This window comes from Streptomyces sp. NPDC005141, assembly GCF_053599975.1.
This window is the reverse complement of sequence record NZ_JBSFYW010000114.1, coordinates 1-13466: the sequence shown is the minus strand read 5'-3', so window position 1 is coordinate 13466 and position 13466 is coordinate 1. Positions and strand designations below refer to the sequence as shown.

At 66.5% G+C, this 13466-nt stretch carries 13 protein-coding genes; 7 read left to right on the top strand and 6 right to left on the bottom strand.

The window, feature by feature from the left end:
* The 4 genes from rplI to rpsF all read right to left on the bottom strand — a co-directional run.
* The coding region (rplI, locus tag ACWD68_RS40705; protein WP_451811517.1) for a 50S ribosomal protein L9 at positions 1 to 460 on the bottom strand (460 nt) is incomplete at its 3' end.
* Positions 461 to 478: 18 nt separating this feature from the next.
* Complete coding sequence (gene rpsR, locus ACWD68_RS40700; protein WP_003949403.1) at positions 479 to 715, bottom strand: 30S ribosomal protein S18; 237 nt, start codon at positions 713 to 715, stop codon at positions 479 to 481.
* Positions 716 to 772: 57 nt separating this feature from the next.
* Positions 773 to 1396, bottom strand: coding sequence for a single-stranded DNA-binding protein (locus ACWD68_RS40695; RefSeq protein WP_451811516.1), 624 nt, complete (start codon positions 1394 to 1396; stop codon positions 773 to 775).
* Between the two features lie 76 nt (positions 1397 to 1472).
* A complete protein-coding gene (rpsF, locus tag ACWD68_RS40690) occupies positions 1473 to 1763 on the bottom strand; it encodes a 30S ribosomal protein S6 (protein ID WP_017240415.1) in 291 nt (96 codons plus the stop codon).
* Positions 1764 to 2051: 288 nt separating this feature from the next.
* On the opposite strand from rpsF, the gene ACWD68_RS40685 reads away from it, so the two are divergent.
* The 3 genes from ACWD68_RS40685 (at position 2052) to ACWD68_RS40675 (ending at position 4816) form a co-directional block, all read left to right on the top strand.
* Positions 2052 to 2372, top strand: a complete 321-nt coding sequence (locus ACWD68_RS40685) for a hypothetical protein (protein ID WP_451811515.1) — start codon at positions 2052 to 2054, stop codon at positions 2370 to 2372.
* A gap of 162 nt (positions 2373 to 2534) precedes the next feature.
* Positions 2535 to 3656, top strand: a complete 1122-nt coding sequence (gene femX, locus ACWD68_RS40680) for a peptidoglycan bridge formation glycyltransferase FemX (protein WP_451811514.1) — start codon at positions 2535 to 2537, stop codon at positions 3654 to 3656.
* 128 nt (positions 3657 to 3784) lie between these two features.
* Positions 3785 to 4816, top strand: a complete 1032-nt coding sequence (locus tag ACWD68_RS40675; RefSeq protein ID WP_451811513.1) for an alanine racemase — start codon at positions 3785 to 3787, stop codon at positions 4814 to 4816.
* A 90-nt stretch (positions 4817 to 4906) separates the two neighbouring features.
* Here the strand turns inward: ACWD68_RS40675 and ACWD68_RS40670 are convergent, their stop codons facing one another.
* Both ACWD68_RS40670 and ACWD68_RS40665 read right to left on the bottom strand, forming a co-directional pair.
* A complete protein-coding gene (locus ACWD68_RS40670; protein ID WP_451811512.1) occupies positions 4907 to 6415 on the bottom strand; it encodes a glycosyltransferase family 87 protein in 1509 nt (502 codons plus the stop codon).
* Positions 6416 to 6533: 118 nt separating this feature from the next.
* Positions 6534 to 9269 carry a transglycosylase domain-containing protein gene (locus tag ACWD68_RS40665; protein ID WP_451811511.1) on the bottom strand — a complete coding sequence of 912 codons (2736 nt, stop codon included), beginning with the start codon at positions 9267 to 9269 and terminating at the stop codon, positions 6534 to 6536.
* Positions 9270 to 9643: 374 nt separating this feature from the next.
* Here ACWD68_RS40665 and ACWD68_RS40660 point away from each other — a divergent pair, with 374 nt between their 5' ends.
* The 4 genes from ACWD68_RS40660 (at position 9644) to ACWD68_RS40645 (ending at position 13416) form a co-directional block, all read left to right on the top strand.
* Positions 9644 to 10327, top strand: coding sequence for a PadR family transcriptional regulator (locus tag ACWD68_RS40660; RefSeq protein WP_451811510.1), 684 nt, complete (start codon positions 9644 to 9646; stop codon positions 10325 to 10327).
* Between the two features lie 43 nt (positions 10328 to 10370).
* Positions 10371 to 11453: an inositol-3-phosphate synthase gene (locus ACWD68_RS40655; RefSeq protein WP_451811509.1), complete on the top strand. Its 1083-nt coding sequence runs from the start codon at positions 10371 to 10373 to the stop codon at positions 11451 to 11453.
* A 78-nt stretch (positions 11454 to 11531) separates the two neighbouring features.
* Positions 11532 to 12794 carry an MFS transporter gene (locus ACWD68_RS40650; protein ID WP_451811508.1) on the top strand — a complete coding sequence of 421 codons (1263 nt, stop codon included), beginning with the start codon at positions 11532 to 11534 and terminating at the stop codon, positions 12792 to 12794.
* Positions 12795 to 12906: 112 nt separating this feature from the next.
* On the top strand, positions 12907 to 13416 hold the full coding sequence (locus ACWD68_RS40645; RefSeq protein ID WP_451811507.1) for an LppU/SCO3897 family protein: 510 nt from the start codon (positions 12907 to 12909) through the stop codon (positions 13414 to 13416).
* Positions 13417 to 13466: the final 50 nt, after the last annotated feature.

The following is a 13466-nucleotide window of genomic DNA, read 5'->3' as shown; positions in this document are numbered from 1 at the left end:
GCCACCCCAAACTCGCCGCCTGGGTGCCCTCGATGGAACAGGCAGTCGAGACCGGGGCGACCTTCTCCAGGGCCATCCCGCTCACCCCCGAGGTCTTGATGGGCGAGCCCAGCTCGATGCGGCGCTTGTCGACCTCGGGGCCACCGGACGCCTTGATCGCCGAAGCGACGTCGGCCTGGGTGACGGAACCGAAGAGACGACCGGCGTCGCCGGAGCGAACGGCCAAACGGACCTTGACGCCTTCGAGGCGGGCCTTGATCTCGTTGGCCTGCTCGATGGTCGCGATCTCGTGGATCTTGCGAGCACGACGGATCTGCTCGACGTCCTTCTCGCCACCCTTGGTCCAGCGGATCGCAAAGTTCCGCGGGATCAGGTAGTTGCGAGCGTAGCCGTCCTTGACGTCAACGACGTCGCCCGCGGCACCGAGGCCGGAGACCTCGTGGGTGAGGATGATCTTCATTTGTCGGTCACCCTTCCCTTATCGCGCGGTGGACGTGTAGGGCAGCAGCGCCATCTCACGGCTGTTCTTCACAGCCGTGGCGACGTCACGCTGGTGCTGCGTGCAGTTGCCGGTCACGCGGCGGGCACGGATCTTGCCGCGGTCGGAAATGAACTTCCGCAGCATGTTCGTGTCCTTGTAGTCCACGTACGTGACCTTGTCCTTGCAGAACGCGCAGACCTTCTTCTTCGGCTTGCGCACAGGCGGCTTCGCCATGGTGTATCTCCTGTGTGATCAAGAAGTGGGAGTACGGCCCACCCTCGGCCCTGGGGCCTAGAAGGGGGGCTCGTCCGAGTAGCCGCCACCGGAACCGCCGGAACCGCCGGAACCGCCGGAGCCGCCGGAGCTTCCGCCCCAGCCGCCACCGCCGCCACCGCCGCCACCCTGGTTGCCACCAGCGGGAGCGCTGGTTGCCCAGGGATCGTCGGCAGGAGCGCCGCCGCCCTGCGGAGCACCGCCGGAGCCACCGCCCCAGCCGCCGCCCTGCTGGCCGCCGCCACCACCGCCGCCGTAACCGCCCTGGCCACCTCGGCCCGTGGTCTTGGTGACCTTGGCCGTGGCGTTCTTCAGGCTGGCGCCGACTTCCTCTACATCCAGCTCGTAGACCGTGCGCTTGACGCCCTCACGGTCCTCGTAGGACCGCTGCTTCAGCCGGCCCTGCACGATGACGCGCATGCCTCGCTGGAGCGACTCGGCGACGTTCTCCGCCGCCTGACGCCAGACCGAGCAGGTCAGGAACAGGCTCTCGCCGTCCTTCCACTCATTCGTCTGACGGTCGAAGGTGCGGGGAGTGGACGCGACACGGAACTTCGCGACCGCCGCACCGGAAGGGGTGAAGCGCAGCTCGGGGTCGTCGACAAGATTGCCGACGACCGTGATGACGGTCTCGCCTGCCATGGGGGAACCTCTCGGCGGGTTTGCTGCTGGCTGCTGGTGCTGCTACTCGATGCCCGAGATCAGCTGAGCTGGAAGCTCAGTGGGTCTCGGGACGGAGGACCTTGGTCCGGAGGACCGACTCGTTCAGGTTCATCTGGCGGTCGAGCTCCTTGACGACCGCAGGCTCGGCCTGCAGGTCGATGACCGAGTAGATGCCCTCGGGCTTCTTCTTGATCTCGTACGAGAGACGACGACGGCCCCAGGTGTCGACCTTTTCGACCTTGCCGTTGGCCTCACGGACAACGGAGAGGAAGTTCTCGATCAGGGGGGCGACAGCGCGCTCTTCCAGATCGGGGTCGAGGATGACCATCACTTCGTAGTGACGCATGTGGAACCCACCTCCTTTGGACTCAACGGCCACGGTCGTTCCGTGGCAGGAGGGTTGTGATGCGTACGCAACGGTATCGGCCGCCACTGACAATCGGGCCCGCCGATCGGTGAACCGAGCGGCAATCCCTGTCGTGACCTGGCCATGAGCCTGGGCAGACACCGGTGCAGAGAGTACAGACTACCTGCACACCGGCTTCCGGTTGAAATCCGACCGGGTTGGCCGTCAATCTGTACACATCGGGTGTGTATGGCGCTACGATGCGCCGCCTTCCGCAGGAGGTGCCCTATGGCACAGGCAATGCGACCCAACACCACCGGCTCCACCGGCTCACTCTTGGCCACCGACGGCAAGGCTCATCCGCTCCAGGACACCTTGCTCGTGGTGACCCTGGTGTGCGGAGTCCTGGCCTTCACCACGTCGATGTTCCACAGCCTCCATCTGCTCAGTTCCTGGGCCGGTCTCATCGGGATCCTCGCCGGCGCCTACGGGCAGTTCATCTCCGAGACGACCCGAGAGCGCTTCGGACTGATCGTGGGACTCGGCCTCTCGGGCGTCGGCTTCTACCTCGGCCTGGCTCACGGCGGCCTCTTCGGTGGTGTGATCTGAGTCGAACGTCCGTTTTCCCCTGACCCCGGAACGCTTCACACTCCATCTCCGGGGTCCAGGTTCGATACGGCCAGACGGGGCGCTCGCAGGGCGCAGTAGGCTTCGGCGCGAGAGCCGGAGCCCCTGTACCCATGGGGACACACCAGCCCGAGGAGCGCCCGAATGAGCCTGACCCTGAGGACCATCAGCCGAGAGCAGCATCTGGCATACATCCAGAGCCTGCCCGCGGCTAGTCACATGCAGGTCCCCGCCTGGGCAGACGTGAAGGCCGAGTGGCGCTCGGAGAGCCTCGGATGGTTCGACGACAGGACCGGCGAGATGGTCGGCGCGGGCCTGGTGCTGTACCGCCAGCTGCCCAAGATCAAGCGCTATCTCGCCTACCTGCCCGAGGGTCCTGTCATCAACTGGTTCGCGCCGAACCTCGACGACTGGCTGCAGCCGATGCTCGCGCACCTCAAGCAGCAGGGCGCCTTCTCTGTGAAGATGGGCCCGCCGGTGATCATCCGGCGCTGGGAAGCCACCTCCATCAAGGGCGGCATCCAGAACCCGGACGTGAAGCGCCTTCGCGACATCGAGGCCGACTTCATCGAACCGCGCGCCTTCGAGGTCGCCGACAAGCTGCGCCGCATGGGCTGGCAGCAGGGCGAGGACGGCGGTGCCGGCTTCGGCGACGTCCAGCCCCGCTATGTCTTCCAGGTGCCGCTCGCCAACCGCTCCCTGGAAGAGGTCCACAGGAACTTCAACCAGCTGTGGCGCCGCAACATCAAGAAGGCCGAGAAGGCGGGCGTCGAGGTCGTCCAGGGCGGATACCAGGACCTGGAGGAGTGGCAGCGGCTGTACGAGATCACCGCCGTGCGCGACCACTTCCGGCCCCGCCCGCTGTCGTACTTCCAGCGCATGTGGACGGCCCTCAACACCGAGGACCCCAACCGCATGCGGCTCTATTTCGCACGTCACAACGGGGTGAACCTGTCGGCCGCGACGATGCTCGTCGTCGGCGGACACGTCTGGTACTCCTACGGCGCCTCGGACAACATCGGGCGCGAGCACCGGCCCTCGAACGCGATGCAGTGGCGCATGCTGCGCGACTCGTACGCCCTGGGAGCCACGGTCTACGACCTGCGTGGCATCTCCGACTCGCTGGACGAGACCGATCACCTCTTCGGCCTGATCCAGTTCAAGGTGGGCACGGGCGGAGAGGCCGCGGAGTATCTCGGCGAGTGGGACTTCCCGCTCAACAAGCTGCTCCACAAGGCGCTCGACATCTACATGTCGCGCCGCTGAGCCGTCCCGAACCGCATGCCGAGCCGCTGTTCCAGCCCGGCATCGCCCCATCGGTCCGGCGAATCGGCGACAATTCCTTTTCATACCTCTGATACACCGCAGCCACGAGAAAGGTTCCGGGACCGGCCATGGCGCTCACGCTCTACGTCGACACCGCGCGCTGGCGGGCACACCACAAGCAGGTGTCCGAGCAGTTTCCGGGGCTGGTCCCCGTCTGCAAAGGCAACGGCTACGGCTTCGGCCACGAACGGCTCGCTGACGAGGCCACCCGCCTTGGCTCGGACATCCTCGCCGTCGGCACCACGTACGAGGCCGCCCGGATCAAGGACTGGTTCGGCGGCGATCTGCTGGTCCTGACGCCGTTCAGGCGGGGCGAGGAGCCCGTACCGCTGCCCGACCGTGTCATCCGCTCCGTGTCGTCCATCGACGGCGTGTACGGCCTTGTGGGCGCCCGTGTCGTCATCGAGGTGATGTCCTCGATGAAGCGGCACGGAGTGAGGGAGGAGGAGCTGCCGCATCTGCACTCCGCCATCGAGAACGTCCGGCTCGAGGGCTTCGCGATCCACCTGCCGCTGGACCGCACCGACGGCTCGGACGCCGTCGAGGAGGTCATCGGCTGGATGGACCGTCTCCGTGCGGCCCGCCTGCCCCTGCACACGATGTTCGTCAGCCACCTCAAGGCCGAGGAACTCGCGCGACTTCAGCAGCAGTTCCCGCAGACCCACTTCCGCGCCCGTATCGGCACGCGGCTGTGGCTGGGGGACCACGAGGCCACCGAGTACCGCGGGGCCGTCCTGGACGTCACACGCGTCTCCAAGGGCGACCGCTTCGGCTACCGGCAGCAGAAGGCGGCCGGCGACGGCTGGCTCGTGGTCGTGGCGGGCGGTACGTCGCACGGGGTGGGCCTGGAGGCCCCCAAGGCGCTGCACGGCGTCATGCCGCGCGCCAAGGGCGTCGCACGCGCCGGCCTCGCGACGGTCAACCGGAACCTTTCTCCGTTCGTCTGGGCGGGCAAGCAGCGCTGGTTCGCCGAGCCCCCGCACATGCAGGTCTCGATCCTCTTCGTGCCGTCCGACGCCTCGGAGCCGAAGGTCGGCGACGAACTGGTGGCCCACCTGCGGCACACCACCACGCAGTTCGACCGCGTGGTCGAGCGCTGACCCCGGGGTCAGCGCTCTCCGCCCCAGCCAAAAGGCCGTACACGGAAACCGTGTACGGCCTTTTTCGTGCCTCTCCCCGACCCTGTTCGCTCAGAGCGAACGGTCCTCGGGCGACGCGTTCCGGCCGCCCCAGTCGACCTGGGGGAGCCCGTCGAACTGGGCGGCGTGCCGCGGCGGATGAGCGGCCGCGCCGAGCACGAAGACGTCCTCGGCGCCGTCGAGCAGCCCGCCGGACGGGTCGTCGTCCCCGGCTCGGCGCACCACGTCGCGCTCCGGCATGAAGATGTCCCGTACGACCACCGCGCACAGGTACAGCGTCCCCAACAGGTGGACCGCGATGGCGACTTGGTATCCGTCGGTCGGCAGACCCTTGTGAGCTTCCCCGCTGGTCGTGTACGCGAGGTACATCCAGATGCCCAGGAAGTACGCGACCTCGCACGCCTGCCAGATCAGGAAGTCCCGCCAGCGCGGCCGGGCCAGCGCGGCGAGCGGGACGAGCCACAGAACGTACTGCGGCGAGTAGACCTTGTTCGTGAGAATGAAGGCCGCGACGATCAGGAAAGCGAGCTGGGCGAAGCGGGGGCGGCGCGGGGCGGTGAGCGTGACGGCGCTCAGCCCGGCACAGATGATCAGCATCATGATCAGCGCCCACGCGTTGGCCGCGTCGGGGGTGATCGTGATCTTCAGCCACTGCGAGATGAACAGGAAGACCGAACCGAAGTCGACGCCACGGTCATGGCTGAAGCTGTAGAACTTCGCCCATCCCTCGGGCGCGAAGTACATGACCGGAAGGTTGACGACCAGCCAGGCACCAACGGCACCGAGCAGCGCCGTTCCGAACTCACGCCACTTGCCCGCCCGCCAGCACAGCAGGAAGAGCGGCCCGAGCACCAGGAACGGGTAGAACTTGGCGGCCGTGGCGAGCCCGATCAGAACACCGAAGGCCAGAGCGCGTCCCCGCGACCACATGAGCATCGCGGCGGCCAGCAGGGCCACGGCGAGGAGATCCCAGTTGATGGTGGCCGTGAGCGCGAAGGCGGGCGCCAGAGCGACCAGGAGGCCGTCCCAGGGGCGACGGCGGTGGGTACGTGCTGTGCATACGGCGATGACCGCCGCGCACACCATCAGCATCCCCGCATTGACCATCCAGTAGATCTGCTCCTGGTCCTGGATGCTTCCGCTGCCCGGAGTGAGCCAGGCCGCGACCTCCATGAACACGCCGGTCAGTACCGGGTACTCGAGGTACTCCATGTCGCCGGGGATCTTGTCGAAGTACGGCACAAGACCGTCGGCGAATCCTCGCCCCTGGTAGAGGTGCGGGATGTCCGAGTAGCAGGCGTGCGTGTACTGCGAACTGGCTCCGAAGAACCAGCCGCCGTCGTAGCAAGGCAGCTTCTGGACCATACCGAGGGCGAACATGCCGATCGCCATCAGCGCGACGACCCGCACGGGCGTCCACCAGGACGTCCCGAGCAGGGCCCTCCGCCCGATGGGGCCGCCGATCAGCTCACTGCCGCTGGCGGCGACCTCGTCATCCTTGGTCGGCCGCACCAGCTCCGGCTCGTGCACGCTCGCTCGCGTCGTCTCTGCACTGGGCATGCCGCACATCCTGCCGTACGCGTCTAGGAATAGGCCGAGGGCCGCCCCACCTGGTCGGTGTGGCGGCCCTCGTTTCACGTGAAACGGTGTGTTTCACGTGAAACACACACGGAGGCGGCTATCCGCTCGGCCCTCCGAAGAGGCCTCCGCTGTTGCTGCCATTGCCGTTGCCTCTACTGGTCCCGGTAGAGGCGGATTCCGTGGGTGAAGCACTCACCCCCCCGTCGGTGGTGCCACCCGTATCGGTACCGCCCGTGTCGGTCCCACCGGTGTTCTGGCAGTTGAAGTCGAACTTCCTGCAGGTCTCGCTCGCGGAGGGCGAGGGGGACGTCAGGGTCTCGCTGGGGGTGGGAGTCGGCGTCGGGCTCTCGGTCACGCTCTCGGTGGCCGAAGGCGTCGGCGTCGGGCTCGGGGTGTCATTGAGGACCACACCGATGTCCTCGGGCTTCGGGAAGGCCTCCGCCTTCTCGCCCTTGAGCGCCACCTCCATGTAGTCCCGCCAGATCTGAGACGGGAACGAAGCGCCGTGAATGGTCTTCTCGCCGCCCGTGCCGTACATCTGCAGGAACTCGCGATTCTTCTTGGTCTCGTCGTCGTCCAGGCGGTACATGCCGATCGACGTGGCCAGCTGCGGGGTGTACCCGACGAACCAAGCGGACTTGTTGCCGTCGGTCGTACCGGTCTTGCCGGCCACCTCGCGGCCCTTCAACTGGGCGTTGGTGCCGGTGCCCTTCTCCACGACGGTCTTCAGGACGTCGGTGACGTTGTCGGCGACCGCCGCGGTGAAGGCGTCCTTCGTCTTCGCGATCTTGTCGTGCTGGAAGACCATGCCGTTCTTGTCGGTCACCTTCTCGACCGAGTACGGATCCCGCTGCTCGCCGCTGGCCGCGAAGGTGGCGTACGCGCCGGCCATACGGATCGCACTCGGAGATGAGGTACCGAGGGAGAACGACGGGAACCTCGAACTGGCGAGGCTCGACTCCTTGATGCCCGCGTCCACGACGGCTGCCTTGACCTTGTCCAGGCCGACATCCATGCCCAGCTGGACATAGGCGGAGTTGACGGACTCGCGCATCGCCTCACGCAGGTCGATCTTGTAGCTGGGCGGGTTGTACGACTGCTGACCGTCGTTCGTCTGCAGCCACTCCTTGCCCTTGTCGTCCTTCCAGTCCGTTTCGTCGTAGTCCTTGATCTTGAGCTTGTTCTTGCCGCTGTACAGGCTCTTCGGCGAGACGATGGTGCGCTCGTCCTGCGCCTGCTCCGGGTCCCCATCGGGATTCCTGGCACCCCAGGACATGGCGGCCGCCAGGACGAAGGGCTTGAACGTCGAACCCACCTGGGCACCGGTCTGGTCGGCGTTGTCGGTGAAGTGCTTGGTCGCGTCCACACCGCCGTAGATGGCCTTGATCGCGCCGGTGTCCGGGTCCACGGACGCTCCGCCGAACTGGACGTACTTGTCCGTCTTCGGGCGCAGCTTGGGCTTTATGTTGGCCTTCTGGACCTTCTTCACCGCGGCCTCGAGCGCGTTGACCTTCGCCTGGTCGAAGGTCGTGTGGATCTCGAGACCACCCTGCCGAAGCCTGGTCTCCGTGATCCCGGTCTTGTCGCTGTTGTTGATCAGGTACGAGTTGGCCAGATCGACGAGATAACCGATCTGCCCGCTCAGCGCTGCGTTGGACCGCGGGCTCTGGATCTCGGGGAACTCGGTGTACTTGTCCCGCACCGCTTGGCTCAGGCGGCCGTCCTTGACCTCTTCGTCGAGAATCCACTTCCAGCGGATCTCCGCGCGCTTGCGGTTGGCCTGAGGTGAGGCTGCCGGGTCGATCGACTGGGCGCCCGCGGGGTCGTAGTACGTGGCACCCTTGAGCACCGCCGCCAGGAAGGCGCACTGGCTCGGGTTCAGGTCCTTGGCTTCCTTGTCGAAGTAGGCACGAGACGCGGCCTGGATCCCGTAAGCGTTGCGCCCGTAGTACGCGGAGTTCAGGTAGCCGGCCATGATGTCTTCCTTGGGCACCCTGGCGCCGACCTTGATGGAGACGAACAGCTCCCTGAGCTTGCGGGAGACCGTCTGCGACTGGTCCTCCAGCATCGCGTTCTTCACGTACTGCTGGGTGATGGTGGAGCCACCCTGCGTCTGACCGCCCTTGGCCATGTTCACGAAGGCACGGGCGATGCCCATCGGGTCGACGCCGCTGTCGGTCTCGAACGTCTTGTTCTCGGCCGACATGACCGCCCAGCGCATTTCCTTGGGGATCGTCGCGTAGCCGATGATCTGGCGGTTGGTCTCACCACCCGTGGCGACCATCGTGTCGCCGTTCTTCCAGTAGTAGACGTTGTTCTGCGCCTTGGCCGTCTTGCCGACGACCGGGATGCCCACCAGGGCGTACGCGACGCTCGCGGCCACGACCAGGCTGCCGCAGAAGCCGATGAACAGCCCCGTCACGAGCTTCCAGGACGGCACCCAGCGCGCGGCGCCGTACTTACCGGCGCGCGGGTAGTCGATGATGCGTTTACGGGCAGGCTCGGGGGCGCGGCCTCGGCCGCGTCCTGGCCCGCTCGGGCCCGGAGGACCACCACGTCGGCCGCCCCCTCCTCCGGGGCCACCGTGTCCCGCGCCGTCGGCGGCTCTGCGCCGGCCTCCGTTGCTCCCTCTCTGTGTGGCCCGCCGTGCCTCGGCACGGCTACCGAACGGGCTCTCTCCACCCCCCGAGTCGTAAGAATCGGAAGGAGACCCGGTGGCGCCTCGCGGTGTCTCACGGCGGCCTGCGGACGGCCCGGGCTGTGGCTGGCCGCGCCGGGCCGCGGCACGTCCGCCGCCCTGCGGCTGCGGCGGTTTGCGACGGTGCTCGCTCATCGAACGATTACTCCTCGGGCAGGCGCACCTTTGCGCGCCTGGAAACGGCGGCTGGTTTCCGGTCCCCCCGAAGTACGGATGCGGTCGTTAGCGCATTCACCCGTACTGCACCGAAGACGTTGACGTTCTCAGGCGTCACTCGGTTCCCGGTGGTGTGCATGCCGCACAGACTACGCACCGTCAAAACCTGCCTAGCACCGAAGTTCACCCCAAATCAGGCAACTTGCTTCGTATGAATCGGTGATGTGACGCCGTTCACCCTGTCCCCTCTTGTCGCATCCGCAGCGGCGTTCTATCGTGCTGATGTATCGAGTCGATACATCAGCGCGGCATAAAGACCGTGCCGACGAGACAGCGACAGGGAGGAGGCGACGATGAGCCGGCGTTCCGGGATCCTCGAGTTCGCTGTACTCGGCCTGCTCCGCGAGTCCCCGATGCACGGCTATGAGCTGCGCAAACGACTCAATACGTCACTGGGCGTGTTCCGTGCCTTCAGTTACGGAACCCTCTACCCCTGCCTCAAGACGCTGGTCGCCAACGGCTGGTTGATCGAGGAATCAGGATCCACACCTGAAGACGCCCTCACGGCAACGCTCGCAGGGCGTCGCGCCAAAATCGTCTATCGATTGACGGCCGAAGGTAAGGAACACTTCGAGGAACTTCTCGCGCAGACGGGTCCCGACGCGTACGAGGACGAGCACTTCGCCGCTCGCTTCGCCTTCTTCGGGCAGACGTCACGCGATGTACGCATGCGCGTACTGGAGGGTCGCCGCAGCCGTCTGGAGGAGCGCCTCGAGAAGATGCGCGCCTCACTGGCGCGCACCCGGGAGCGCCTCGACGACTACACGCTTGAGCTCCAGCGCCACGGAATGGAGTCCGTGGAGCGCGAAGTGCGCTGGCTGAACGAGCTCATCGAGAGCGAGCGGGCCGGACGGGACATCAAGCAGTCCGCCTCCGAAGGCTCCGCTCAGCAGGACATCACATCTGGAGAGACGGGCGGCCTGCCCCGGCACCGGGACAGCACCCGGCCGGATCCGTCCGACGACACCGCAACGTGAGACCCATCCGGGGTTTCACCGATACACACAGGGAGCAACCGGAATGGGTTCGGTTCGCGTAGCCATCGTCGGCGTGGGCAACTGCGCCGCCTCGCTGGTTCAGGGCGTCGAGTACTACAAGGACGCCGACCCGGCGACCAAGGTCCCCGGCCTGATGCACGTCCAGTTCGGCGACTACCACGTCGGTGACGTCGAGTTCGTCGCCGCGTTCGACGTCGACGCGAAGAAGGTCGGTCTCGACCTCTCCGACGCCATCGGTGCCAGCGAGAACAACACCATCAAGATCTGCGACGTCCCGAACAAGGGCATCACGGTCCAGCGCGGTCACACCCTGGACGGTCTCGGTAAGTACTACCGCATGACCATCGAGGAGTCCGCCGAGGCCCCGGTCGACGTGGTCCAGATCCTCAAGGACAAGCAGGTCGACGTCCTCGTCTGCTACCTGCCCGTCGGTTCCGAGGACGCGGCGAAGTTCTACGCCCAGTGCGCCATCGACGCCAAGGTCGCCTTCGTCAACGCCCTCCCGGTCTTCATCGCCGGCACCAAGGAGTGGGCGGACAAGTTCACCGAGGCGGGCGTCCCGATCATCGGTGACGACATCAAGTCGCAGGTCGGCGCGACCATCACGCACCGTGTGATGGCGAAGCTGTTCGAGGACCGCGGTGTCCGTCTTGAGCGCACCATGCAGCTCAACGTCGGCGGCAACATGGACTTCAAGAACATGCTGGAGCGCGACCGCCTCGAGTCCAAGAAGATCTCGAAGACGCAGGCCGTCACCTCGCAGATCCCCGACCGTGACCTGGGCGAGAAGAACGTCCACATCGGTCCCTCGGACTACGTGGCCTGGCTGGACGACCGCAAGTGGGCGTACGTCCGCCTCGAGGGCCGCGCCTTCGGCGACGTCCCGCTGAACCTGGAGTACAAGCTCGAGGTCTGGGACTCCCCGAACTCGGCCGGCGTCATCATCGACGCCGTGCGCGCAGCGAAGATCGCCAAGGACCGCGGCATCGGCGGCCCGATCCTCTCCGCGTCGAGCTACTTCATGAAGTCCCCGCCGGTCCAGTACTTCGACGACGAGGCCTTCGCCAACGTCGAGAAGTTCATCAAGGGCGAGGTCGAGCGCTAAAGCACAGCTTCGCGCCTGCTGTTGAGGGTCCCCGGGCATTGCGCCCGGGGACCCTCCTCGTATGTGAGGCTGTGCCCCATGGCCGTCGTGCGTGACCTGCGCGTCCTCCTGCGCTTCCAGGGATTCAGACGCCTGCTCGGCGTACGACTGCTGTCCCAGGGCGCCGACGGCGTCTATCAGATCGCGCTGGCCACCTATGTGGTCTTCTCACCGGAGAAGCAGACCTCGGCGGCGTCGATCGCCTCCGCGATGGCGGTGCTGCTGCTCCCTTACTCCCTCATCGGTCCCTTCGCGGGTGTCCTGCTGGACCGATGGCGGCGTCGGCAGGTCTTCCTGTACGGCAATCTGCTGCGCACGGCACTGGCATGCGTGACAGCGGTCCTGATCCTGAGCGATGTCCCCGACTGGCTCTTCTACGCCTCCGCGCTCTCGGTCACCGCGGTCAACCGATTCGTCCTGGCCGGGCTCTCGGCTTCGCTGCCCCGTGTCGTGGACGCGGACCGTCTCGTACTGGCCAACTCCCTTTCACCGACCGCCGGAACGCTCGCGGCGACCCTCGGTGGAGGTCTCGCGTTCGCCGTACGGCTGGTCGTCCCGGACTCCGACGCGACGGTGGTCCTCGTGGGAGCGGCGCTGTACCTCTGCGCGGCCCTGGCCTCCCTGCGCATCGCCCCGGACCTCCTCGGGCCCGAGCAGGAGTTGGTCCACCCTCATCTGGCCACGGCCCTCGCCGGCACGGCACGAGGCCTTGCGGCGGGCGTACGTCATCTTGCGGAGCGCCAACGGCGGGAGGCGGCCTGGGCTCTGATGGCCATGACGCTGATGCGCTTCTGCTACGGCGCCCTGACGGTCATGGTGCTGATGCTCTGCCGCTACGCATGGGCAGTCGGCTCGGACGACGGGCTGGCGCTCCTGGGGCTGGCCGTGGGTGTCTCGGGAGCCGGCTTCTTCGTCGCGGCCGTGGCGACACCTTGGGCAGCCGGGCAACTGGGCCCCGGCCGCTGGATCGCCGTCTGTGCCGGAGCCGCCGCGGTCCTGGAACCCGCACTGTGTCTCCCGTTCGCGCCCGCGCCCATGCTGGTCGCCGCATTCGTGCTGGGCGTGACCACGCAGGGAGCGAAGATCGCCACGGACACGATCGTGCAGTCCTCTGTCGACGACGGCTTCCGCGGCCGAATCTTCTCCGTTTACGACGTCCTGTTCAACGTGGCTTTCGTCGGAGCGGCTGCAGTAGCCGCTCTGATACTGCCTTCTGACGGACGGTCGGTTTCCCTCGTCGTGACCGTGGCGGTGGTCTACGCGTCAATTGCGGGCGCTATGGGCCGCTTTGAACTTCAGTAAGTGTCACATCAGTGCCACAGAGCCAATCCTGACTACTGAGATGTCACAGGGTCCCGATAGCTTACGTGCGTCTTATTCGCATCACGCGCTTACGTTCTAGGGGGACCCCCAAGTGACAACTCCGCCGCCCCAGGGCCAGAACCCGTTCGCTCAGGGCCAGCCGCCCTACGGCCAGCCGCCCCAGGGTCAGGCCCCGTACGGCCAGCAGCCCCCGCAGGGATACCCGCAGCAGCCGGGCCAGCCCGGGTTCCCGCAGCAGCCGACCGCTGGGTACGCCCCGGTCCCGCCGCAGCGCCCGAAGCGGGGCTTCAAGCAGTACCTGCGCATAATCGTGGCGATCGCGGGCGTCTCCATCATCGTGGGCGGTTGGCTCTTCAGCAAGGACGAGGACGCCAAGAAGCTGGCCGTCGGCGACTGCCTCTACAACAAGGGCACTGGCACCGACCCGGATGTTGTGCAGGTCGACTGCACCGACCCCAAGGCCACGCACAAGGTCCTCAAGAAGGCGGACGGCGCTTCGCTGGCCCAGCTGACGTGCCAGAGCGTTACGGGGACGACGGCGACGCTGACGTGGAAGGAAACCGGCGATTCCTTCACGCTCTGCCTGGGAGACAACAAGTAGCAGGCAGAACCAGAAGTGCGAAGGGGCGGTGTTTCACGTGAAACACCGCC

Excerpts from the sequence above, each read along its gene's own strand:
- rpsR (WP_003949403.1), bottom strand. The coding sequence starts at position 715 with ATGGCGAAGCCGCCTGTGCGCAAGCCGAAGAAGAAGGTCTGCGCGTTC.
- ACWD68_RS40695 (WP_451811516.1), bottom strand. The coding sequence starts at position 1,396 with ATGGCAGGCGAGACCGTCATCACGGTCGTCGGCAATCTTGTCGACGAC.
- rpsF (WP_017240415.1), bottom strand. The coding sequence starts at position 1,763 with ATGCGTCACTACGAAGTGATGGTCATCCTCGACCCCGATCTGGAAGAG.
- ACWD68_RS40685 (WP_451811515.1), top strand. The coding sequence starts at position 2,052 with ATGGCACAGGCAATGCGACCCAACACCACCGGCTCCACCGGCTCACTC.
- femX (WP_451811514.1), top strand. The coding sequence starts at position 2,535 with ATGAGCCTGACCCTGAGGACCATCAGCCGAGAGCAGCATCTGGCATAC.
- ACWD68_RS40675 (WP_451811513.1), top strand. The coding sequence starts at position 3,785 with ATGGCGCTCACGCTCTACGTCGACACCGCGCGCTGGCGGGCACACCAC.
- ACWD68_RS40670 (WP_451811512.1), bottom strand. The coding sequence starts at position 6,415 with ATGCCCAGTGCAGAGACGACGCGAGCGAGCGTGCACGAGCCGGAGCTG.
- ACWD68_RS40665 (WP_451811511.1), bottom strand. The coding sequence starts at position 9,269 with ATGAGCGAGCACCGTCGCAAACCGCCGCAGCCGCAGGGCGGCGGACGT.
- ACWD68_RS40660 (WP_451811510.1), top strand. The coding sequence starts at position 9,644 with ATGAGCCGGCGTTCCGGGATCCTCGAGTTCGCTGTACTCGGCCTGCTC.
- ACWD68_RS40655 (WP_451811509.1), top strand. The coding sequence starts at position 10,371 with ATGGGTTCGGTTCGCGTAGCCATCGTCGGCGTGGGCAACTGCGCCGCC.
- ACWD68_RS40650 (WP_451811508.1), top strand. The coding sequence starts at position 11,532 with ATGGCCGTCGTGCGTGACCTGCGCGTCCTCCTGCGCTTCCAGGGATTC.